We start from the raw sequence: 20965 nt of genomic DNA, 5'->3' as shown, positions 1-20965 counted from the left end.
GCTCGCGCGCCACCCGGCCCGTACCCACTTCCCCTGTTCCTCACACGGGGCGTCGCGTCGATCCCTCGTCTCGGGCCGCGGCGGCTACCCTCACCCGGTGACCGACGTGCTGCCGCTGCCCACCGACTACGCCAGCGTCCTCACGGCGCTGAAGCAGCAGGTCCGAACGGCCCAGCTCACCGCGCAACGGCGCGTGAACACGCAGCTGGTCGAGCTGTACTGGTCCATCGGGCACGTCATCCTGGAGCGCCAGGCAGACGAGGGCTGGGGTGGTGCCGTCGTCGCGCGCCTCGCCGATGACCTTCGCGCCGAGTTCCCCGCGATGAAGGGCTTCTCGCGCTCGAACCTCTTCCACATGCGAGCCTTCGCGGGGGCGTGGCCCGACCGTGCCGAAGTAGTCCAACAAGCTGTTGGACGACTTCCGTGGGGGCACATCACCGTCCTCCTCGGCAAGCTCGACGACCGGACAGCACGCGACTGGTATGCCGTGCGCGCCGCCGAACACGGCTGGTCGCGCAACGTGCTCACGAACCAGATCATGAACCGGACCATCGAGCGAGTCGGCGCCCCGCCGACGAACTTCGCCGGACAGCTCGCCCCTGCCGACTCCGACCTGGCCCGGGAACTCGGCAAGGACCCGTACGTCTTCGACTTCCTCGACCTCACCGACGCGGTCTCCGAGCGCGAGCTCGAGCAGGCGCTCATGGACCGGATCGTCGACACCCTCCGGGAGCTCGGCGCCGGCTTCGCGTTCGTCGGCCGCCAGGTGCGCTTCGATGTCGATGGCGACGACTTCTACGTCGACCTCCTCTTCTTCCACACCGAGCAGCTCCGCTACGTCGTCATCGAGCTCAAGACCGGGAAGTTCGAACCGGCCTTCGCCGGGCAGCTCGGCTTCTACGTCGCCGTGGTCGACGACGAGATGCGCCGCGACTTCCACCGGCCCACCGTCGGCATCCTGATCTGCGGCAGCCGCAACCAGCGCACGGTCCGGTATGCGCTCGGGCAGGCGTCGGCGCCGATGGCCGTGTCGACCTACACGTACGAGAGCCTGCCTGCGGCCGAGCAGCATGCGCTGCCCGCGGCCGAGCAGATCATCGCCGCGCTCGGATGGGCGGAGGACGACGGCTCGGCGTGACCCCATCGAGGTGACGATGGCGGTGGCGCGGACCGCGCCGCCCCTACGACTCCAGGTGCCCCAGCTCCGGCTGCGCCAGGAACGCCACGACCGGATCCGCCGCCGCGCCCGTCTCGAACACCACGAGGTCGTTGCGGCCCGCGCGGAGCTGCGCACCCGGCACGTAGAGCGTGTGCTGCGGCCCGCGGGTCCAGTAGCGGCCGAGCGCGAACCCGTTGACGAACGCGACGCCCTTGCCCCACGAGCGCGTGTCGAGGAAGAGGTCGGCGGGCGCCTCCATGTCGAACGACGCGTGCGCGAGCACCGGACCGTCGAGCGCCGTGACGGGCTCGGCCGGCTCAGCCGCGAAGGACGCCGCCGAGGAGACGACCGCGGCCATCGCGCCGAGGTCGAGCGGCATGCTCTCCCAGCCCGTGAGCTCCACGCCGTCGAGCGTCGCCGGCCCGATGAGGCCCTTCGCCTCGCCGATCCGCACGCCGTAGTTGACGCGCCCCTGGTCCTCCACGAGCACCTCGAGGATCCGGCCGGGCGGCACGGCGATCGCGGTCTCGTGCTGGTCGCGCTGGATCACGCCGACGCGCACGCCGTCGACCGACACCACGGCGCGGTCCCGCACCTCGCCGAAGGACAGCACGTGCGTGCCGTCGGACGCGGGCAGCTCCACCCGGTGCAGCGCGAAGCCGCGGAACACGCCGAGCGCGTCCATCGACGGCACGGCCTCCGTCGACCGGAACACGCCCGGGGCGCCGCCCTCGACGAGGTCGGCGAGCGGCGCGACCGCGTCGAACGCGACCTGGAAGGCGGGCGCGTCGCCGCGCTGCGCGGGCACCTCGTCGGGCACCGACCGGTAGCGGGCGATCACGTCGCGGAACGCGAAGAACTTCTCCGTCGGGGATCCGGTCTCGTCGAGCGGGGCGTCGTAGTCGTACGAGGTGACGTGCGACTGGTACGTGCCCTTGTGGTTGGCGCCGTTCGTGAAGCCGAAGTTCGTGCCGCCGTGGAACATGTAGATGTTCACGGACGCGCCCGCGGCGAGCAGCGCGTCGAGCTCGGCGGCGGCGTCCGCGGCGGAGGTCGTGTGGTGGTGCTCGCCCCAGTGGTCGAACCAGCCGTCCCAGAACTCGCTGCACATGAGCGGGCCGGTCGGCTGGTGGCGGCGCAGCGTCGCGAGGCGCTCGGTGGCGCGCGAGCCGAAGGATCCCGTGCGGTGCAGCTCGTCGAGGCTGCCGCGCGAGAGCATCTCGTCGGTGGGCTGGTCGACGGTCGTCAGCGGCACGATGATCCCCGACTCCCGCGTGAGGTCGACCAGGTGCCGGAGGTACTCCGCGTCGTCGCCGTACGCGCCGTACTCGTTCTCGATCTGCACGAGGATCACCGGCCCACCCTCATCGATCTGCCGCGGCGCGACGATCTCGTACACGCGGCGGAGGAACTCGTCGACGGCCGCGAGGTACAGCGGCTCGCTGCGGCGGACGCCCACCGCGGGGTCCTCGAACAGCCAGCCCGGGAGCCCGCCGCCGTCCCACTCCGCGCAGATGTAGGGGCCGGGGCGCACGATCGCGTGCATGCCCTCGGCGTGGACGAGGTCGAGGAAGCGGCCGAGGTCGAGGCCGTCGGACGTGTCGAAGGCGCCGCGCTCGGGGGAGTGGGCGTTCCAGGCGACGTACGTCTCGATGGTGTCGAGCCCCATGAGGCGGGCCTTGCGGATCCGGTCGGCCCACTGGTCGGGGTGCACGCGGAAGTAGTGGAGGGCGCCCGCGATGACGCGGTGCGGGCGGCCGTCGAGCTCGAAGTCGTCGGCGCCGATGCGGAAGCGGGTGCTGGTGGCGGGGAGGCCGGGCATGGTCGTGTCCTCGGATGTGGGGGCGGGTGGCATGGGAGAGGGGAGGCGCGACTCGCGTCGCACCTCCCCTCGTCGTACGGGTGTCGCTACTTCACGTCGACGGTGAAGCCCTGCTGCTGGCCGTACTCGGCAGCCGCCTGGCCCCACGCCTCGAGGACGGGGTCGAGCGAGGTGCCGTTGGAGTACGCGGACGAGGCCGAGTCGCTGAAGACGCTGTTCGTGTAGACCTGGAAGGGCAGGTACTGCCAGTCCGGGACGACCTCCTTCGAGGCCGCGCTGAGCACCTCGTTGATCTTCTGGCCGCCGAAGTACTCGGGGGTCTCGCCGAGGAACTCGGGGCTGTTCAGGTCCGCCGTGGTGGACGGGAAGCCGCCGGCGTCGAACGAGATCTGGCGACCCTGCTCGTCGGCCGTGGTGAACTTCGCGAACTCGGCCGCGACGAGCTTGTTCTCGGACTGCTGCATGACGGCGATGGAGGATCCGCCGCTCTCCGCGGTCGCGGTGTCACCCGCGGTGTACTGCGGCATGGGGGCGACGCGCCACTGGCCGGCGCCCTCGGTCGCCTGCGCGATGAGGTTGCCGGGCATCCACGCGCCGGTGATCAGGGTCGCGATGGACCCGTCGCCGAGGCCGCGGAACCACTCGTCGGTCCAGCCGGGGGTCTGGGCGAGCGAGCCGTTGGCGACGAGCTGGTTCCACATGGCCGTGTACTTCTTGGCGCCCGCGTCCTGCATGTCGATGGTGACCTTGTCGCCGTCGACCTTGTAGGGCTTGCCGCCGGCCTGCCAGATCATGCTCGTGGTGAAGCCGGCGTCGCCGGAGTCGCTGGTGATGTACTGGTTCGGGTCGGCGGCGTGCATCTTCTCCGCGGCGGCCACGTACTCGTCCCACGTGGTGGGGACGGAGATGCCGTACTTGTCGAAGACGTCCTGGCGGTAGAACATCGCCATGGGGCCCGAGTCCTGCGGCAGCGCGTAGAGGGCGTCGCCCTCGGTGACCGCGTTCCAGGTGGACGCCGTGAACTGGTCCTCGAGGTCCGTGTAGCCGTAGCCCGAGAGGTCGGCGAGGGACTTGCCGAGCGCGAACTGCGGGATCGCGAAGTACTCGATCTGCGCCACGTCGGGGGCGCCCTTGCCCGCCTTGATGGCGTTCTGGAGCTTCGTGTACTGGTCGGCGCCGGTGCCGACGTTCTGCACGTCGACCGTGATCTTCGGGTGCTCCTTCTCGAACGCCTCGGCGATCGGCTTGATCGCGGGGGCCCAGCCCCAGACGGTGATGGAGGACTCGGTGTCGAGGGCCTTCGCGAGGTCGTCGGCGCTGGCGGTGCCGCCGCTGGCGCCGCCGCCGGATCCGGAGGAGCACGCCGCGAGCGAGCCCGCGAGGACGATGCCGAGGCCGAGCGCGATGGCGCGCTTCGCCCTGCGGGGGAACGAGATGGACATGGTGGTGCCTTTCACTTCTTCGTGGTGGTGAGGGGACGTGCTGTGGTGCGGGGAGGTGCTGTCGGGGAGCGCTACGCCTTGACGCCGCCGGCCGAGAGGCCGGACTGCCAGTAGCGCTGGAGGAAGAGGAACGCGATCACGATCGGGATGATCGCGAGGAACGAGCCCGTGATGACGAGGTTGTAGATCGGCTGGCCGCCCACGGTGGTCGACTGCGCGTTCCACTGGTTGAGGCCCACCGTGAGGGGGTACCAGCGGGAGTCGCTCAGCATGATCAGGGGGAGGAAGTAGTTGTTCCAGGTCGCCACGATCGAGAACAGCAGCACCGTGATGAGGCCGGGGCTGAGGAGCCGGAGGCTGATCGTGAAGAACGTGCGCAGCTCGCTCGAGCCGTCCATCCGGGCCGCCTCGAGGATCTCGGTGGGCACCGAGTCGACCGCGTAGGTCCAGATGAGGTACAGGCCGAAGGGGCTGATGAGCGACGGCAGGATGATCGCCCACGGGGTGTTCGTGAGGCCCATCTGGCTGAAGAGCAGGAAGGTCGGCACCGCGAGGGCCGTGCCGGGGATCGCGACGGCGCCGAGCACCACCGCGAACACGATCTTCTTGCCCGGGAAGTCGAACTTCGCGAGGCCGTAGCCCGCGAGCGTGGCGAGCAGCGTGGCGCCGCCCGCTCCGACGACCACGTAGATGAGCGTGTTGCCGAGCCAGCGGACGAACTCGCCGTTGCCGTAGGTCAGCACGCCCTGGATGTTGTCCCACAGCGCGAAGTCGCCCGAGAACCAGAGGCCGAACGAGCTGAACAGCGCGTCCTGCGTCTTGGTCGAGTTGACCAGGAGCCAGAAGAGGGGGAGCACGGAGTAGATGAGCAGCAGCGCCATGACGAGCGTGAGCACGATGCTGCGGCGCTCGCGGGGAGCGCCCGCGCTCTTGCGGCGCTTCGGCGCCTTGTCGGCCGGGGCGTCGCGGGTGGGCGTGCCGGCGTCGGGCGCGGCGAGGGGGGTTCCGGTGAGGGTCGACACGGTCAGCTGTCCTTCCGGGTGCCGACGAGCTGCACCACGTAGGCGACCACCATCGTCAGGACGCCCATGATGATCGCGATGGCGGCGGAGTAGTTGAACTGCTGTCCCGCGAAGGACAGGTTGTAGGCGTACATGTTCGGCGTGAAGAACGAGCTGATGCCGTTCGGCGCCAGCGTCTGCAGGATGTTCGGCTCGTTGAACAGCTGGAAGCTGCCGATGATGGAGAAGATCACGCCGATGACGAGCGCGCCGCGGATGGCGGGCAGCTTGATGCCGGTGACGATGCGGAACGGGCCGGCGCCGTCGAGCTCGGCGGCCTCGTAGAGGTCGGGCGAGATGACGCGGAGGGCCGCGTAGAACAGCAGCATGTTGTAGCCGACGAACTCCCACGTGACGATGTTGCCGATCGACGCGAGGATCCAGCTCTGCGAGAGCAGGTCGGGGAGGTCCCAGCCGGTGGCCTGCTCGACGTTGCCGACGAGGCCGAAGCGGTTGCCGTAGATGAAGCCCCACATGAGCGCCGCGACGACCGCGGGGACGGCGTACGGCAGGAAGATCGAGATGCGGAAGAACGCCGTGAAGTGCAGGCGGGCCGAGTCGAGCGCGAGCGCCGCGAACAGGGCGATGGCCAGCATGATCGGCACCTGCACGACGAGGAACAGGGCGACGCGGCCGAGCGCGTCCCAGAACTTCGGGTCGTTGAGCGCCTGAGTGTAGTTGGCGAGGCCGACGAACGAGTTGCCGCCGATCATCCGCTCCTGGAACAGGCTGAGGTAGATCGAGTAGCCGACGGGCGCGATGAGGACGACGAGGAAGACCACGAGGAACGGGGCGACGAAGCCCAGCCCGGTCCAGCGTCGCTTGTCGCGTCGCATCGGGGGGCCGCTCGGGCGGCCCGCGTCGGGCGCCTTCGGCCGGGTGGCCGAGGTCGACATCGTCGTCATGTGCTTCCACTTCGTCGGGGGATCTCCGCGCTGCCGGGCCGTTTCGAAAGGCCGGTCACCCACCTCAGGAGGATTGGGTGTTTGCGCAAACATCTGTGATGCTCGCAACCATGACATCTCCACCGTCGGTCGTCAAGTCGGCTGGCCGCCGCACGCCCGGGGGCCGCACCGTGTCGATGGCGGACGTCGCCGCGCACGCCGGCGTGTCCGCCCAGACCGTCTCCCGCGTGTCCAACGGGGCCCAGAACGTGGAGGCGACGACGCGCCAGCGGGTGATGGACGCGATGGCCGAGCTCGGCTACCGGCCGAACAGCGCCGCGCGGGCCCTGAAGACCGGGCGCTTCCGCAGCATCGGCATCATCATGTTCACGCTCTCCACCCTCGGCAACATGCGCACGCTCGACGCGATCGTGACGGCCGCGTCCGGCGCCGGCTACACGATCACGCTCATGCCCGTGCCGCATCCCACCGAGGGCGAGGTGGCCGGGGCGTTCAGCCGGCTGCAGGAGGAGGCGGTCGACGGCGTCGTCATCATCATCGAGGCGCACATGCTCGACCGGGCCGACGTGATCATCCCCGTGGGGCTGCCCGTCGTGATCATCGACTCCGACGCGGGCGACCCGTTCGTGGTCGTCGACACCGACCAGGAGCAGGGCACGCGGCTCGTCACGCAGCACCTGCTGGACCTCGGGCACACCGCGATCGTGCACGTCGCGGGGCCGTCCACCTCGTACTCGGCGGCCCGGCGCGCGGCGGAGTGGCGCGCGACCATGCTCGACGCGGGGCTCACCCCGGAGGACCCGGCGCAGGGGGACTGGACCACGGCGTCCGGCTACCGCATCGGGAAGGAGCTCGGGCGGCGGACGGACATCACCGGCATCGTCGCCGCGAACGACCAGATGGCCCTCGGGATCATGCACGCGCTGCACGAGCTCGGCCGCGACGTGCCGGGCGACGTCAGCGTGGTCGGCTTCGACGACACCGAGGAGTCGAGCTCGTTCTGGCCGCCGCTCACCACCGTGCACCAGGACTTCACCGAGATCGGCCGCCGCTCCATGCAGGTGCTGCTGGAGATGCTCGACGGGCGCGAGCCCTCGGGCGACCGCATCGTGCCGACGCGGCTCGTGGTGCGCGAGAGCGCGGGGGCGCCGCGGACGTAGCGCGCCGATCCGCCGGACCGTTTCGACACGGCCGCCGCGGGGAACGGGGTGGGGGACCCGACCGCCCCACCAGGAGGCCCGCCCGTGCCCGTCGTCGCCCCGCTCCATGAGACCTTCCATCGCGTCCGCTCCATCGCCGTGCTGCGCGGCGGCGGGCTCGGCGACCTGATCTTCGCGCTGCCGGCCATCGCGGCGCTGCGGGCCGCGTACCCGGGCGCGCGGATCACGCTGCTCGGCACGCCGCTGCACCGCGCGCTGCTGGAGGGCCGCCCGGGAGCGCCCGAGGAGATCGAGGTGCTGCCGGTCGCGCACGGCGTGCGGGACGTGCCGGGCACGGATCCCGACCCCGAGGAGATCGAGGCGTTCGCCGCCCGGATGCGCGAGCGCCGGTTCGACCTCGCCGTGCAGGTGCACGGCGGCGGCCGCAACTCCAACCCGTTCCTGCTGCGGCTCGGCGCGCGGCACACCGTGGGCACCGCGACCGACGACGCCGAGCGGCTCGAGCGCGTAATCCCGTACGTCTACTACCAGCACGAGGTGCTGCGCGGGCTCGAGGTCGCGGGGCTCGCGGGCGCGCCGATCGCCGACCTCGAGCCGGTCGTCCAGGTCACCGACGCCGAGCGGTCGGCAGCGGCGGAGCACGTGACGGGCGCGCCCGGCGGGCTCGTCGTCATCCACCCGGGCGCCACGGACGTGCGCCGCCGCTGGCCGGTCGGGTCGTTCGCCGACGTCGCGCGCCGGGCCGCCGCCGACGACGCGCAGGTGGTCGTGGTGGGCGACGCGACGGACGCGGCCGACGCCGACCGCATCGTCGCGCTCGGCCGCCAGGGCCTGCCGGCGGAGCAGGCCGAGCGGATCACCTCCCTCGCCGACGCCCTCACCCTCGGCGAGCTGGCCGGCCTCTTCACCCACGCCGACGTGGTGCTCGGCAACGACAGCGGACCGCGCCACCTCGCGCAGGCCGTCGGCGCGCGCACGGTCGGCGTGTTCTGGTTCGGCAACGTGATCAACGCGGCGGCGTTCGGGCGCACACGGCACCGGATCCACATGGGCTGGACCACGCGCTGCCCCGTCTGCGGCGTCGACGTGACCCAGGTCGGCTGGACCGCGGAGCGCTGCGAGCACGACCCGTCGTACGTGGCCGACGTGCGGGTCGACGACGTGCACGCGGACGTGGAGCAGCTGCGGCGCGCGTCGCTCGGGGAGCGCGTGACGGCCTGAGCCGCGCTCAGCCCTGCTCGGTGAGGAGCGGCCCCGTCGCGTGCGGGGTCGTCGCGATCGCCGCATCGAGCAGCGACTCCGTGCCCGCGTCGAGGTAGCCGTAGGTCCTCTCGTGGGCGGCGTACTCGGCGGCGCGCTGGGCCTCGTCGGGGATCGTGGTCCAGGCGCGCGAGTCCGGGTCGTCGTTCCAGGGGGAGTGCAGCACGGGCGCGTGGCCGGTGACGGGCAGGAGGCCGCGCGCGGGATCGCCGTCGACGGAGATCACGGTGGCGCCGAAGCCGGGGGCGCGCGGATCCTGCCGGGACAGCCGGCCCCACACGGCCTCGCCGTCGTCCGCGGCCTCGCCCGCGAAGACGTGGCGGGCGTGCAGGTCGCGGACGCCGTGGATGCCGTCCTCGACGCCGGCCGAGCCGAGCATGACGAAGGAGCGCACGCCGAGGTCGCGGGCGGCGAGGGCGTCGGCGACCATGGTGGATCCGTACGAGTGCGCGATGACGCTCACCGACGACAGGTCGCCGCCGCGCCGCGCCGCCTGCAGCCCGGCCAGCTCGCTCGCGAACAGCGGGGCGCCGCGCTCCGCGGCGTCGCCGAGGGTCGCGTCGACGCCGGGCGGCGGCGTGCGGTACCCGATCCACGCGACCACGGCGTGCGCGGCCGGCGCGCCGACCGACGCCTGCGCGTCGAAGACGTTCTGCGCCGTCTCCGTCCAGAGCTGCATGTCGTCGGTGTAGGTGCCCATGCCCGGGACGGTGAACGTGACCTGCCGGGCGGTGTCGAGATCCCCCACGGCGATGGCGGCGAGCGGCGGATCCCGGCGGGTGAGCGACACGAGCGTGCGCTTCGGCTCCGGGCCGCCGGGGGTGGAGGCGTGCGCGTGCAAGGCGGCGCGGATCGCGGTGAGGGCGGCGAGGCGCGCGTGCGCGTCGGCGTCGCGGGGCCTCGCCGCGACCGCCTGCTCCTCCTCGCGGATCTCCGTCCGGAGCTGGCGGCGGTTGGCGGCGTCGCGCGAGGCGTAGTCCACGCCGTCGAGGTTGCCGATGAGCGCGGGCGACTCGCGGATCAGCGCCTTCCGGTGCTTCCGGTCCTTGGCCGCCCACCACGCGACGACGCGGTCGGGCGCCGCGTCCATCACCTGCAGCTCGAGCGCGGGATGCGCGGCGATCATGCGGTGCGCCTGCGCGGCCGTGAGGGCGGAGTAGCGGTCGAGCTGGGCGAAGCCGCCCTCGACGCCGGAGCCGGGCGGGGCCGGGAGGATCAGCAGGCCGACGAGCACGGCCGCGAGGGCCAGCGCGGTCTCGCGCCGCCGGTGGGCTCGGGACGGGACGCCATGTGCCGTCTCGCGCCGCCGGTGGGCTCGGGTCACCACCGCCTCCTCGTCTGGGACGTCGCCGGTCGGGTCGGGCGGCGCCCGTCAGAGGGTAGGGCGCGGGCGGCGGGCATCCGCTGTGCGCCGGCTGGGTGCGCGCCGGGTGTGTTGGGGGACGGGAGGCGCCGGGCGTGACGGAGCGCGGGCCGGCGGGCGGTGCCGGCGCGGGCCCGGATCAGCGGCGCCGGAGCGCGAGCGCGTCGCGGAGGGCGGCGGCGGAGGTGGCCGAGCTGTCGATCCGCCAGTCCTCCTCCTTCCGGAAGTCGAACCACACGAAGCCGAGCACGTCGGGCTGGGCCTGCAGGTAGGAGACGAGGTCCCGGTTCCACGCGGACTTGGATCCGCCGGCCTCGCTCGACGCGACCTCGCCGATGACGAGGGGCTTGCCGGGCGCGATGGCGCGGAGGCGGTCGATGCCGGGGCCGAAGAGCGCGGCGGGCGCGGTCCACGTCTGGCCGGGCGCGGTCCCCCAGTTGTAGCCGTCGAGCGCGACCACGTCGACCTGGTCGCTGCCGGGGTAGAGGGAGGCGAGGTCGGTGGATCCCGGGTACGGCACGTTCGGGCTCCACACCCACTTGACGTTGGTGGCGCCCTCGGCGACGACGAGGTCGTGCACGTGCTTCCACGCGGCCACGTAGGAGCCGGGCGCGTTGCCGTTGACGCCGTCCGACCACGGGTACCAGTTCCCGTTCATCTCGTGGCCGTATCTGAGGTAGACGGGCCCGCCGTACCTCGCGAGGTCGGCGCCCCAGGAGCGGATGTAGGCGTCCTGGTCGCCCGCGAGGATGCGTGCGTTCGCGTAGGCCGGCTGGTCGACGCCCGCGCCGCCGATCCACGGCTCCCAGGTGAGGAGGCTGTCGGCGCCGCGCGCGGCGACGCTCGCGAGGCCCGCCACGGGCGCCGGATGCGTGAAGTCGACGTGGCTCATCACGATGGACGGGCTCTCGCCGAGCGTCGCGGCGGCGGCATCGAGCTCGCCGTTCGCCGTGGGGCCGCCGGGGGTGGAGAGGCCGAGGCGCAGGCGGGCCGAGCTGATGGCCGGGGCGGAGGGGGCCGCCGGGGCGCTCGGCGCGGACACGGTGGGCGCGGGTGTCGGGGTCGGCCGCGGTGCCGGCGCGGGCTTCGGGACCGGCTTCGGGGCGGGGGCGGGCGTCGGGGTCGTCCGCGTCTCGCGCGCGCTGCGGGCCGGGGTGACGGTGAACGACGCGGCGGCCGTGCGCGTGCCGGACGTCGCGGTGATCCGGATGGTCGACAGCGCCGTGCGGGCGATCGGGATCGCGGTGGTGAGACGGCCGGTGGCCGTGGTCGTGATGCGCTTCGCGGTGGTTCCGGCCGTGACGACCGCGGCCTTCCTCGCGGGGAAGCCGGTGCCGGTCACCGTGACGGCGGTGCCGACGGGGCCGGCGGCGACCGAGAGGACGATCGCGGCGGGGGCCGCGGGCACGGCCTGCGCGGCGGCGGCCTGGGTCACGGTCGCCGGTGCGGCGAGGACGGTGGCCGTGACGACGACAGCGGGGGCGACGGCGGTGACGACGGCGCACTTCAGACGGCGACGAGCGGGCATGGCGAGATGGTCCTTCCCCCGATGGATCCATGCGAGCGTATGTTCTTCGGCCCCCGCCGTCCATCGGATGTCCGCTGAGCGACGGGATCCGACGGCCGGGGCGGCGGATCAGACGCGGCGGGCGGCGAGCGCGTCGCGGAAGGCGGTCGCGGACGACTCGGAGCTGCCGATGCGCCAGTCCGCCTCCTTGTCCATGTCGAACCAGACGAAGGCCGCGACGTCGGGCTGGGCCTGCAGGAACGCGACGAGGTCGCGATCCCAGGCGGCCTTCGATCCGCCGATCTCCGACGACGCCGTCTCCGCGATGACGATGGGCTTGCCGGGCGCGATGGCGCGGAGGCGCTCGATGCCGGGGCCGAACAGGTCGGCGGGCGACACCCAGGCGAAGCCCGCGACGCCGGTGCCCCAGTTGTAGCCGTCGAGCCCGACGACGTCGACGTACGCGTCGCCGGGGTAGAGGCCCGCGAGCGCGGTGGATCCCGCGTAGGGCACGTTCGGCGTCCACACCCAGCGCACGTTGGTGGCGCCCTCGGCCACGACGACGTCGTGCACGTGCTGCCAGGCCGCGGCGTACGAGCCCGCCGCGTTGCCGTTGACGCCCTCGGCCCAGGGGTACCAGTCGCCGTTCATCTCGTGCGCGTAGCGGAGGGAGACCGGACCTCCCCACGCGGCCAGCTGGGATCCCCACGCGCGGAGGTGCGCGTCGTGGTCGCCCGCGACGATGCTCGCGTTCGAGAAGCCCGGCTGGTCCCGGCCGCCTCCGGCGCGCCAGGGCTCCCAGGTGAGGAGGCTCTCGGCACCCCGGGCGGCGACGGCGTCGAGGGCCGCGATGGGCGGCGCCTGCGTGAAGTCGGCGTAGGAGAGCACGATGCTCGGGCTCTCGCCGACCTGCGCGGCGACCTGGTCGAGCTCGCCGCCGGCGGTCGGGCCGCCGGGCGTCGCGACGCCGAAGCGGAGCCGGGCGTCGGAGACGGTCGGGGCGGCGGACGCGGCGCCGACGGCGGGTGCGGTGCCGCGGGTCGCGGCGCTGGCGGGGGATGCTGCCGTGAGGACCCCGGCGGTGAGGGCGAGACCCAGGAGGAGGGCGGTCGCGGGGCGGAAGGGGAGGGGGTGGTGCTGCATTCTGACCAATTCTCTGCGGATGTCCGCTCCCCGGAAGCTATCCGACGCTCCCGCTGCATCCCGGGGCGATGTCCGGTCACGGCCGGACGGTCAGGCGATGGTCGGGTGGGGATCCATGCGCCCGCTCGCGCTCAGCCCCCGGCGACGGGGAGGTGCGCCGGCTGCTCGTCGCCGGGATCCCGCGCGAAGGCGATGGCCTCCTCGATCAGGCTGACGACCACGTCGACCTCGGCCTCGTCGCGCGGGCCGTAGACGAGGAACTCGGTGCCGAAGTCCTCGTACTGGTGCGGCGTGGCCCAGCCCAGCGCGGTGAGCTCGGCGCCGCGGGCGACAGGGAGGCAGAGGTGCACCGAGGTGTCGTCGACGCCGTGCAGGTGCACCGGCTCGAGGCGGCCCTCGGGGGCGAGCGAGGTCCACGGGACGATCGGCGTCTCGAGATCGCGGAGGAACAGGCCGCGCGACGACGCGGGCGACACCTGGCTGTGGCTCTCGCGCACCCCGGGCAGCGCGAACGCGTGCGCGACGAGCCGCCCCCACAGCTCGGGCGCGGCGCGGTCGGTGAGCTGCCGCTGCGGGCCCTCGTCGGAGAGGGACGGGCGCGGGCCGGGGCGCGGGGTGGAGATCACCCGTCGAACGTAGGCCGGGGCTGCGCCGGGAGCGTCGGCCGGAGGAGGGACGTGCTCCCACCGCCCGCATGCCACCCTGTGCAGGACCGACCCGAGGAGCCCGCATGACCACGTACCCGTACGAGTCGCAGTGGGGCGACCTCGCCTGCAACGCGCCGCTCATCGAGCGCGGCGAGAGCCCGGCCGACCGGTTCGACTGGCGCACCGAGGGCCACCCGTCGGAGGCCGAGTACCTGTTCTGGTCGCGGCACGTCTGCGGGCTCGCGGGGCTGCGGTCGGTGCTCAAGGCGTGGATCCCCGCGGCCGGCGCGCTGCCGATGCAGGAGCTGATCACCCGCGCCGTCGCGCGCGCCGCCCTCACGCGCGACGGCGACGAGGTCGGCGGGCTGTACTACCGGCCGTTCGCGGAGTGGGTGCGCGACGACTTCGGGATCGAGGCGGTCGTGCATCCGCGGATCGCCGTGCCCGAGCTGCTCGCCGGGGTGGGCGAGGGGCGGGTGGTGCTCGCGTCGGTGTCGTCGGAGATCCGGTACCCGGAGCGGCCGGCGACGAGGCGCGGCGGGCACCTCGTGCTGGTGCACGCGTTCGACGGGGAGACGGCGACGTTCCACAACCCGTCGGGCGTGGGATCCACGGCGGCGGATGCGCGGCTCGGGGTGGCGGACTTCGCGCGGTTCTCCGCGGAGCGCGGGGTGACGCTGGTGCGGCCGGTCTGACGCGATCGCGCAAGGCCCTTCCGCGGCGGGCGGGGACGCGGATAGCGTCGGGGGATCGACAGGCGTAGCGTGCGCCCGGGATCAGGGGGATCCGATGAGCGACCAGCAGACCGCGCACCGCCCGAGCGTCGCCGGACCCGTGCCGACCCGGCCGCCGTACGACGCGCGGCTCGCGATGATCCTGCTCGTCGTCGAGTGGGTGCTCGGCTTCGCGGGGCTCGTCGCCATGGTGCTCGTGAGCTGGCTCCCGGACCGCTGCGGGGTCTCGGGCGCCTGCGACATCGGCCTCGAGACGGCGGCCTCGCGACTCTGGGTCGTCGGGACCATCGCGGTGCTCGTGCTGTCGACCGTGGCCGTCGTCGTCTGCCGCACGCGTCGTGTGCCGGCCGCGTGGGCGCCGATCACCGGGATCGCGCTCATCGTGGGGATCAACTTCGCGGTGCAGGTCATGACCGGCATCGCTCTCCGCTGACCCTCGGGACGAGACGAGCCCGTCCCCGCGCGATGCGGGGCCGGGCTCGTGTCACGTGCGCAGGGTGCGGATCAGCCGCGGCTCACGGCCAGCTGTCCTCGAGCTCGTGGGTGATGACGAGCTCGCGGATCTCGCAGCCGCGCGGCTGGCCGAGGATGAACATCACGCTGTCGGCGACGGCGGCCGGGTCGTTGAGGTTCGCGTCGGAGCCGGGCTTGTACTTCGGGTCGCGGTCGTCGAAGAAGTGGGTCTTCATGCCGGAGGGGATGAGCGTGGTCACGCCGACCTCGCCCTTCGTCTCGGCGGCGAGGGCCCGGGTGAAGCCGAGCACGCCGAACTTCGACGCGCAGTAGGCGGTCGCGTCGGAGACGGCCTTGATCGCGAGCGACGACGCGACGGTGACGACGCGGCCGTGCGACTCGGTGAGGAACGGCAGCGCCGCGCGGACGACGGCGACCGTGCCCATCAGGTTCACGCCGATGACCTTCTCCCACTCGGTGGGGGCGACGTCGACGAGGCGGCCGCAGCGGTCGATGCCCGCGGCGGTGACGACGGCGTCCAGCCCGCCGTGCGCCTGGGCGATCTCGGTGACGAGCGCCTCGGTGGCGCGGGTGTCGGAGACGTCGATGCGGTGGGCCTCCATGCCGGTGACGCTCGAGGTGTCGAGGTCGAGCACGATGGGCTCGCCGCCGGCCGCGAGGACCGCCTGCGCGACCGCGGCGCCGAGCCCGGACGCGCCTCCGGTGATGAGGACGCGGCCGGTGCTGGGGCGGGGGGAGTCGGTCATGGGTGTTCCTTCCGTGATGCGGATCGCGCCCGGTGGGCGCGGAGGTGCGGGGGAGACGTGCGGATCAGGGGCTCAGCCGACGCGGGCGAGCGCGCCCGCGAGCTTCGTTGTCGAGCGGCCGGGGTGGTACGGCACGGTCACGGCCTGGCCGCCCCACTCGGCGATGACCGCCGACTCGGGGAGGTCCTCGGCGCGGTAGTCGCCGCCCTTGACCCAGAGGTCGGGCTTGATGGAGCGGAGCGCCTCCTCGGGGGTGTCCTCGGAGAAGAGCACGACCGCGTCCACGACGCCGAGCGACATGAGGAGGTCCACGCGGTCCTCCTCGGTCATGATCGGCCGCTCGGGTCCCTTGAGGCGGCGGACGGAGTCGTCCGAGTTGAGGAGGACGACGAGGCAGTCGCCGAGGGCGCGGGCCGCGGCCAGCGTGCGGGCGTGGCCGGCGTGCACGAGGTCGAAGCAGCCGCCGGTCGCGACGACGGTGCCGCCGGCGGCGCGGGTCGCGCGCACGACCTGGAGGGCGCTCGCCGCGTGGCCGCCGATGGGGCGGGCGGCCGGCGGGCCCGTGAGCGTGGCGACGCCGCCCGCGTCCACGTACTCGGCGGCGGAGGCGACGGCGTCGCGCATGGCGTCGTCCACCGCGGATCCGCCGGCGAGGGCCGCGAGGGCGGTGGCGGCCAGGCGGTCGCCCGCGCCGCACGGGTCACCGGTGGCGACGAGCGGGGCGGGGACGATGACGGGCATGGACGGGGATCCCCCGGCCGACGGCGCCGAGACGAGCAGCGCGCCGCGCTCGCTCATGGTGACGGCGACCGTGCCCACGCCCCACCTCTCCTGCAGGAGGCGGGCGGCGTCGGCGGCGGCGGACACGTCGCGCCCGGCGATCCCGGAGAACGCGCGCGCCTCGGCGAGGTTCGGGGTGGCGAGCGCGGTGTTCGGGACGGGCGGCTCGCCCGCGGGGTGCGGATCCCAGACCAGCGGCACGACCGCGGCGCGCGCGTCGAGAGCGGCGCGGACGCGGGGGTCGCGCGTGACGCCGCGGCCGTAGTCGGCGACCACGATGGCGTCGGCGGTGGCGATCGCGTCGAGCATCGCGTCGGTCGCCTCCGGCGTGGGCGGCGGCGCGCAGCCCTCGTCGATGCGGGCGATGGCGTGGCCGTCGGCGCGGACGCGGGTCTTCACGGGCGTGGGCGCGCGGGACGGGCCGGCGACCACGTCGATCCGGTCGAGGCACGCGCGGAGGGTCGCCGCGTGCCGGTCGTCGGAGAGCACGGTGACGAGGCGGACGTCGTGGCCGTCCCGCGCGAGCATCGTCGCGACGAGGCCCGCGCCGCCGGCGCGCGGCAGCGACTCCTCGACCTCGATGACGGGGACGGGCGCATCCGGGCTCAGGCGGTGCGCGGCGCCCGTCATGTCGACGTCGAGGAGCACGTCGCCGACCACGACGATCCTCATGCCGGCACCTCCGCGGGAGCGGCCGTGGTGGACGCGGGCGTGACCGTCACGGGGACGGACGCGACGGATGCCGGCGACGCGGGAGCCGCGTCCGCGGTGGCCGAGGCGAGGGCGGCGGCGCGGTCGTTCGCCTTCAGGCGGCTCTCGAACGCGCGGCAGATCGCGTGCACGGCGACGAGCTGCGCCTCCTGCACGTTGGCCGACGGCCCGTCGAGCGCGAGCGACTCGTCGCACGCCTCCACGAGCGGGTTCGGGCCGGGGCCCGTCATCGCCCAGGTGGTGGCGCCGGCGGCGCGCGCGGCGGCTGCGGCCTTGAGGAGGTTGACGCTCCGGCCGCTGGTGGAGAGGAGCACGACGATGTCGCCGGAGCGCGCATGCGCGTGCACCTGGCGCGCGAAGACCTCGTCGAAGCCGTAGTCGTTGCCGATCGCGGTGACCGCGGACGACTCGGAGTGCAGCGCGATCGCGGAGAACGGTCGCCGGTCGCCGTCGAACCGGCCCACCAGCTCGCTCGTGAGGTGCTGGGCCTCGGCCGCGGATCCGCCGTTGCCGGCCGCGAGCAGGCGCGCGCCGTGGCTCATCCGGTCGGCCATCTCGCTGCCCCACGCGGTGAGGCGCGGCGCGTGCGTGCGGAGGGCGTCGAGCACCGGGCCGAGCGCGTCGAGGTGCGCGTCGACCACGGTCGGGTCGGCGGGGAGGTCGTCGAGGGCGGCGTCCTGGATCGCGGACCGGTAGGCGTCGGCGGTGCGGGCGGCGACGGTCGCCCAGGAGTAGCCCTGCTCCATGCGGTCGCGGCCGGCGCGGCCGAGGCGGCGGCGGCGGGCGGGATCCGCGAGGAGCTCCCCGAGGGCGTCGGCGATGGCGGCGGGGTCGCGCGGCGGCACGAGGATCCCCGTCACGCCGTCGACCACGCTGTCGGTGAGGCCGCCCACGGCGGACGCGACGACGGGCACGCCCGAGGCCATCGCCTCCAGGGGCACGATGCCGAACGGCTCGTACCAGGGCGCGCACACGACGACGTCGGCGGTGCGCATCACGGCGGGCATGTCGGCCTGGGAGACGCGGCCGTGCAGGCGCACGCGGTCGGCGACCCCGGCGGCGCGGGCGGCGTCCATCAGGCGTCGGGCCTCGGTCTCCTCGGTGGCGCTCGCGGCGTCGCCGGATCCGCCGACGATCACGAGCTCGACGTCGCGCCGGCCGCGGCCGGCGAGGATCCCGAGGGCCTCGATCCCGAGGTCGACGCCCTTGCGGGGCACCAGGCGGCCGACGACCATGACGCGCATCGGGGCATCCGCGTCGGCGTCCGCGTACGACCGCGGGGTGAAGTGCTCGACGTCGACGCCGCACGGGATCACCGTGATGCGGGCCGCGTCGACGCCCGTGCGCACGAGCTCGGCGGCCTCGTCGGAGCAGGTCGCGATGACCGCGTCCGCGCGGCGGCCGACGCCGGGCTCGAGCTCGGTGCGCTCGGCGGGGCTCGTGTCCTCGGCGCCGAGGTGGCGGCGCTTCACGGAGCCGAGCGCGTGGAAGGTGTGCAGCACGGGCGGGGCCGCGGCGGCGCCCACCGGCGAGGAGGCGAGGCGGGCGGCGGCGTCGAGGGCCGCGATGCCGGACATCCAGAAGTGGCTGTGCACCACATCCGGCCGGTTGGTGCGCCAGTCGGCGAGGAGGCCGTCGGCGAGCTCGCCCATGTGCGGGAGGAGGTCGTCCTTGGGGACGGCGCGCGCGGGTCCCGCGTCGAGGTGCACGACCTCCACGCCGGGCGCGAAGGCGACGCGGGCGGGCAGCGAGGCGTCGTCGCGGCGCGTGTAGACGGTGACCGTGTGGCCCTCGTCCGCGAGCGCCGCGGACAGCGCCGCGACGTGCACGTTCTGGCCGCCGGCATCGACCCCGCCGAGGGTCGCCAGCGGGCTGGCGTGCTCGGAGATCATCGCGATCCTCATCGTGTCGTCCTCTCGTCGAGCGGGTGGTGCGGGGAAGTCCTGGGGCCGGATCCGGCGGGGGCGCGGCGGGAGCGGCGCGCGGCCGCGGCATCCACGGCGTCGTGCAGCGCGGCGTCCATGTCGCCGAGGAACCGGCCGAGCGAGTAGCGGGCGAGCGCGGCCTCGCGGGCGACGCGGCCGCGCCGGGTGGCCTCGTCGGGATCCGCGAGCAGCAGCCGGGCGACGCGCACGAGCTCGGCCGGGTCGGACGAGACGGCGCCCGCGTCCGGCGGCACCGCACGCGACGCCTCGGTCGCGTCGAGCACGAGCACCGGCATGGCCATGTGCATCGCCTCGAGCAGCGACAGGCCGAGCGAGGTCCAGCGGTGCGGGTGGATGTAGGCACGCAGCCGCGCGAGCTCCGGGTGCATGCGCGCGGTCGGCAGGTCGCCGCGCGGCACGAGGCGCTCGCCGAGCTCGGGGAACGCGCCCGGCAGCAGGTCGGTGCCCATGCCGAACACCTCGACGGGCGCGACGTCGGCGAACGCGGGCAGCAGGTCCGTGCCGGTGATGCGGCCGCGGCGCACGGGCTCGTTGATCACCGCGCCGAAGGAGGCGACCTCGCCCGTGTACAGCGCGCCGGGGTCGGGGACGCCGTGCTCGACGACCGTGGTGGGCGCGGATCCGGTGTCCCACATGAGCGCGTTGAAGCGCGTGACGTGGATCACGGGGATGTCGGTGCGGTCGGCGAGCGGGTGCACGGTCTCGGTCGGGGCGCCGCGCGGGGTGTTGTGCTCGAGGAAGACGGCCGGCACGTCGGATCCGAGGCGTCGGCCGAGCAGGCGCTCCGCCTCCTCGATCTCGGCGACGCGCTGGAGGAGCACGAGGTCGACGTCGGCGTCGTGCAGGGACGACGGATCCACCTCGCGGGCGCTCGCGGGCCACGCGCGGCCGCCGCGGCCGAGGCCCCACGCGTCGCGCGCGGGCGTCGTCGGGAAGAGGATCTCGTGCGAGCCGAGGACGAACGAGTCGGTCCAGCCGCCGTGGACGTGCCACATCAGGATCCTCATGCGGGCACCTCCGAGGACGGTCGCGACGCCGTGCCGCCGGTGCCGCCCGTGGTCGCGAGCAGGCGCTCGACCGCGTCGGCGACCTCCGCGGGGGAGACGCCGGCGAGGCACGGGTGGCCGGGGATCGGGCAGTCGCGGGCGCGGCTCAGCTTGCAGGGCGCGTCCTGGTCGCCCAGCAGGATCACCGGCACGCGGTACGGCGCCCAGCGGATGGGCGGCACGACGGGCGAGAACAGGCTGACGACGGGGAGGTCGGTCGCGGCGGCGAGGTGCGCGGGCCCGGTGTTGCCGCTCACGAGCACGGCCGCGCGGCGCATGAGCGCGCCGAGGCCGGCGAGGTCGGTGCGGCCGCCGAGGTCGAGGGCGGCGGATCCGGCGACGTGCGCCGTGAGGTCCCGCTCGTCGGGTCCGCCGGTGACGACCACGGGGATCCCGCGCTCCACGAGGAGCGCGACGGCGTCCCGGTGCTGGTCGGCCGGGTAGGAGCGCGCGCCGACCGCGGCTCCCGGGTGCACGAGCGCGAACGGGCCGTCGGGGAGGAGCGCCTCCACGTCGGACGGCAGCGCGGCCTCCCGGACGGCGAGCCGGCCGTCGTCGTCGGCGGGCAGCGCGTGCCCGGCCGCGGCGGCGATCGCGAGGGCGCGCTCGGGCTCGGGCTGGTCCTCGTCGAGGTCCTCGCCGGGCTTCAGGCGCACGTCGAGGAGGGAGCCGGCGTAGTCGACGCTCGCGCCGGTGATCCGCCGCACGCCCGCCAGCCGCAGCAGCAGCGCGAGCGGGAGCGGCGACTGGTGGAAGGACGTGAGGATGACGGCCTCGTCGGGCGCGACCTCGGTGAGGATCGCGTGCAGGGCGTCGACGGACGCGGCGTCGGCGGCGGGCGCGGGGGAGGAGATCCACGGCGAGTCCCACACGTGCACCGCGTGGACGCCCGGCAGCAGCCGACCGCCGGACGCGCCGCGCGGGCCGCAGAGCAGGTGGACCTCGACGCGCGGGTCGGCGGCGACGGCGCGCACCGCGGGGCCGGAGATCAGCACGTCGCCCACGGAGTCGAGCCGCACGACGAGCACGCGGCGGGGCGCGGGGTCGTGGATGAGGAGG

Annotated in this window: 18 protein-coding genes; 5 read left to right on the top strand and 13 right to left on the bottom strand. The window is 74.1% G+C overall.

The features are described from left to right. Positions 1 to 97: 97 nt before the first annotated feature. On the top strand, positions 98 to 1138 hold the full coding sequence (locus H9X71_RS13445; protein ID WP_191147532.1) for a PDDEXK nuclease domain-containing protein: 1041 nt from the start codon (positions 98 to 100) through the stop codon (positions 1136 to 1138). A gap of 43 nt (positions 1139 to 1181) precedes the next feature. Here H9X71_RS13445 and H9X71_RS13440 read toward each other — a convergent pair whose 3' ends face one another. From H9X71_RS13440 to H9X71_RS13425, 4 genes are all read right to left on the bottom strand, one after another. Next, positions 1182 to 2981, bottom strand: coding sequence for a glycoside hydrolase family 35 protein (locus H9X71_RS13440; RefSeq protein ID WP_191147531.1), 1800 nt, complete (start codon positions 2979 to 2981; stop codon positions 1182 to 1184). Positions 2982 to 3067: 86 nt separating this feature from the next. After that, positions 3068 to 4423: an ABC transporter substrate-binding protein gene (locus H9X71_RS13435; protein WP_191147530.1), complete on the bottom strand. Its 1356-nt coding sequence runs from the start codon at positions 4421 to 4423 to the stop codon at positions 3068 to 3070. A gap of 71 nt (positions 4424 to 4494) precedes the next feature. Further along, complete coding sequence (locus tag H9X71_RS13430; protein WP_191147529.1) at positions 4495 to 5445, bottom strand: carbohydrate ABC transporter permease; 951 nt, start codon at positions 5443 to 5445, stop codon at positions 4495 to 4497. Between the two features lie 2 nt (positions 5446 to 5447). After that, positions 5448 to 6389, bottom strand: a complete 942-nt coding sequence (locus H9X71_RS13425) for a carbohydrate ABC transporter permease (RefSeq protein WP_191147528.1) — start codon at positions 6387 to 6389, stop codon at positions 5448 to 5450. Between the two features lie 110 nt (positions 6390 to 6499). Between H9X71_RS13425 and H9X71_RS13420 the strand changes: the two genes are divergently transcribed. Continuing rightward, complete coding sequence (locus H9X71_RS13420) at positions 6500 to 7549, top strand: LacI family DNA-binding transcriptional regulator (RefSeq protein WP_191147527.1); 1050 nt, start codon at positions 6500 to 6502, stop codon at positions 7547 to 7549. Positions 7550 to 7633: 84 nt separating this feature from the next. Beyond that, complete coding sequence (locus H9X71_RS13415) at positions 7634 to 8770, top strand: glycosyltransferase family 9 protein (protein WP_191147526.1); 1137 nt, start codon at positions 7634 to 7636, stop codon at positions 8768 to 8770. Between the two features lie 7 nt (positions 8771 to 8777). On the opposite strand, the gene H9X71_RS13410 is transcribed toward H9X71_RS13415, so the two are convergent. The 4 genes from H9X71_RS13410 to H9X71_RS13395 all read right to left on the bottom strand — a co-directional run bounded on the left by H9X71_RS13410 (position 8778) and on the right by H9X71_RS13395 (position 13448). Continuing rightward, positions 8778 to 10133: an alpha/beta hydrolase gene (locus H9X71_RS13410; RefSeq protein ID WP_191147525.1), complete on the bottom strand. Its 1356-nt coding sequence runs from the start codon at positions 10131 to 10133 to the stop codon at positions 8778 to 8780. 178 nt (positions 10134 to 10311) lie between these two features. Then, positions 10312 to 11700: a glycoside hydrolase family 26 protein gene (locus H9X71_RS13405; protein ID WP_191147524.1), complete on the bottom strand. Its 1389-nt coding sequence runs from the start codon at positions 11698 to 11700 to the stop codon at positions 10312 to 10314. 108 nt (positions 11701 to 11808) lie between these two features. After that, positions 11809 to 12822: a glycoside hydrolase family 26 protein gene (locus tag H9X71_RS13400; RefSeq protein ID WP_191147523.1), complete on the bottom strand. Its 1014-nt coding sequence runs from the start codon at positions 12820 to 12822 to the stop codon at positions 11809 to 11811. 131 nt (positions 12823 to 12953) lie between these two features. Continuing rightward, positions 12954 to 13448: a luciferase domain-containing protein gene (locus H9X71_RS13395; protein WP_244961629.1), complete on the bottom strand. Its 495-nt coding sequence runs from the start codon at positions 13446 to 13448 to the stop codon at positions 12954 to 12956. Between the two features lie 104 nt (positions 13449 to 13552). Here H9X71_RS13395 and H9X71_RS13390 point away from each other — a divergent pair, with 104 nt between their 5' ends. Next, positions 13553 to 14164 carry a hypothetical protein gene (locus H9X71_RS13390; RefSeq protein ID WP_191147522.1) on the top strand — a complete coding sequence of 204 codons (612 nt, stop codon included), beginning with the start codon at positions 13553 to 13555 and terminating at the stop codon, positions 14162 to 14164. A gap of 94 nt (positions 14165 to 14258) precedes the next feature. Beyond that, positions 14259 to 14636 (top strand): hypothetical protein, encoded by a 378-nt coding sequence (locus H9X71_RS13385; protein WP_191147521.1) that lies wholly within the window; start codon positions 14259 to 14261, stop codon positions 14634 to 14636. 82 nt (positions 14637 to 14718) lie between these two features. Here H9X71_RS13385 and H9X71_RS13380 read toward each other — a convergent pair whose 3' ends face one another. From H9X71_RS13380 to H9X71_RS13360, 5 genes are all read right to left on the bottom strand, one after another. Then, positions 14719 to 15423, bottom strand: a complete 705-nt coding sequence (locus H9X71_RS13380; protein WP_043584090.1) for an SDR family oxidoreductase — start codon at positions 15421 to 15423, stop codon at positions 14719 to 14721. Positions 15424 to 15495: 72 nt separating this feature from the next. Continuing rightward, the gene (locus H9X71_RS13375) at positions 15496 to 16875 is read right to left on the bottom strand and encodes a PfkB family carbohydrate kinase (protein ID WP_191147520.1); all 1380 of its coding nucleotides are present in this window, start codon (positions 16873 to 16875) and stop codon (positions 15496 to 15498) included. Continuing rightward, positions 16872 to 18818, bottom strand: a complete 1947-nt coding sequence (locus tag H9X71_RS15085; protein ID WP_191147519.1) for a glycosyltransferase — start codon at positions 18816 to 18818, stop codon at positions 16872 to 16874. Before H9X71_RS15085 ends, H9X71_RS13375 begins: the two co-directional genes overlap by 4 nt. Continuing rightward, complete coding sequence (locus tag H9X71_RS13365; RefSeq protein ID WP_191147518.1) at positions 18815 to 19867, bottom strand: glycosyltransferase; 1053 nt, start codon at positions 19865 to 19867, stop codon at positions 18815 to 18817. The genes H9X71_RS15085 and H9X71_RS13365 overlap by 4 nt, the downstream gene beginning before the upstream one ends. Continuing rightward, positions 19864 to 20958: a glycosyltransferase family 9 protein gene (locus H9X71_RS13360; RefSeq protein WP_244961933.1), complete on the bottom strand. Its 1095-nt coding sequence runs from the start codon at positions 20956 to 20958 to the stop codon at positions 19864 to 19866. The genes H9X71_RS13365 and H9X71_RS13360 overlap by 4 nt, the downstream gene beginning before the upstream one ends. Between the last annotated feature and the right edge of the window lie 7 nt (positions 20959 to 20965).

The organism is Clavibacter zhangzhiyongii, assembly GCF_014775655.1.
GTDB classification, from domain to species: Bacteria; Actinomycetota; Actinomycetes; order Actinomycetales; family Microbacteriaceae; genus Clavibacter; species Clavibacter zhangzhiyongii.
This window is presented reverse-complemented; position numbering and strand designations above follow the sequence as displayed.

Excerpts from the sequence above, each read along its gene's own strand:
- H9X71_RS13440 (WP_191147531.1), bottom strand. The coding sequence starts at position 2,981 with ATGCCCGGCCTCCCCGCCACCAGCACCCGCTTCCGCATCGGCGCCGAC.
- H9X71_RS13435 (WP_191147530.1), bottom strand. The coding sequence starts at position 4,423 with ATGTCCATCTCGTTCCCCCGCAGGGCGAAGCGCGCCATCGCGCTCGGC.
- H9X71_RS13425 (WP_191147528.1), bottom strand. The coding sequence starts at position 6,389 with ATGACGACGATGTCGACCTCGGCCACCCGGCCGAAGGCGCCCGACGCG.
- H9X71_RS13420 (WP_191147527.1), top strand. The coding sequence starts at position 6,500 with ATGACATCTCCACCGTCGGTCGTCAAGTCGGCTGGCCGCCGCACGCCC.
- H9X71_RS13405 (WP_191147524.1), bottom strand. The coding sequence starts at position 11,700 with ATGCCCGCTCGTCGCCGTCTGAAGTGCGCCGTCGTCACCGCCGTCGCC.
- H9X71_RS13400 (WP_191147523.1), bottom strand. The coding sequence starts at position 12,822 with ATGCAGCACCACCCCCTCCCCTTCCGCCCCGCGACCGCCCTCCTCCTG.
- H9X71_RS13390 (WP_191147522.1), top strand. The coding sequence starts at position 13,553 with ATGACCACGTACCCGTACGAGTCGCAGTGGGGCGACCTCGCCTGCAAC.
- H9X71_RS13385 (WP_191147521.1), top strand. The coding sequence starts at position 14,259 with ATGAGCGACCAGCAGACCGCGCACCGCCCGAGCGTCGCCGGACCCGTG.
- H9X71_RS13380 (WP_043584090.1), bottom strand. The coding sequence starts at position 15,423 with ATGACCGACTCCCCCCGCCCCAGCACCGGCCGCGTCCTCATCACCGGA.
- H9X71_RS13375 (WP_191147520.1), bottom strand. The coding sequence starts at position 16,875 with ATGAGGATCGTCGTGGTCGGCGACGTGCTCCTCGACGTCGACATGACG.
- H9X71_RS15085 (WP_191147519.1), bottom strand. The coding sequence starts at position 18,818 with ATGAGGATCGCGATGATCTCCGAGCACGCCAGCCCGCTGGCGACCCTC.
- H9X71_RS13365 (WP_191147518.1), bottom strand. The coding sequence starts at position 19,867 with ATGAGGATCCTGATGTGGCACGTCCACGGCGGCTGGACCGACTCGTTC.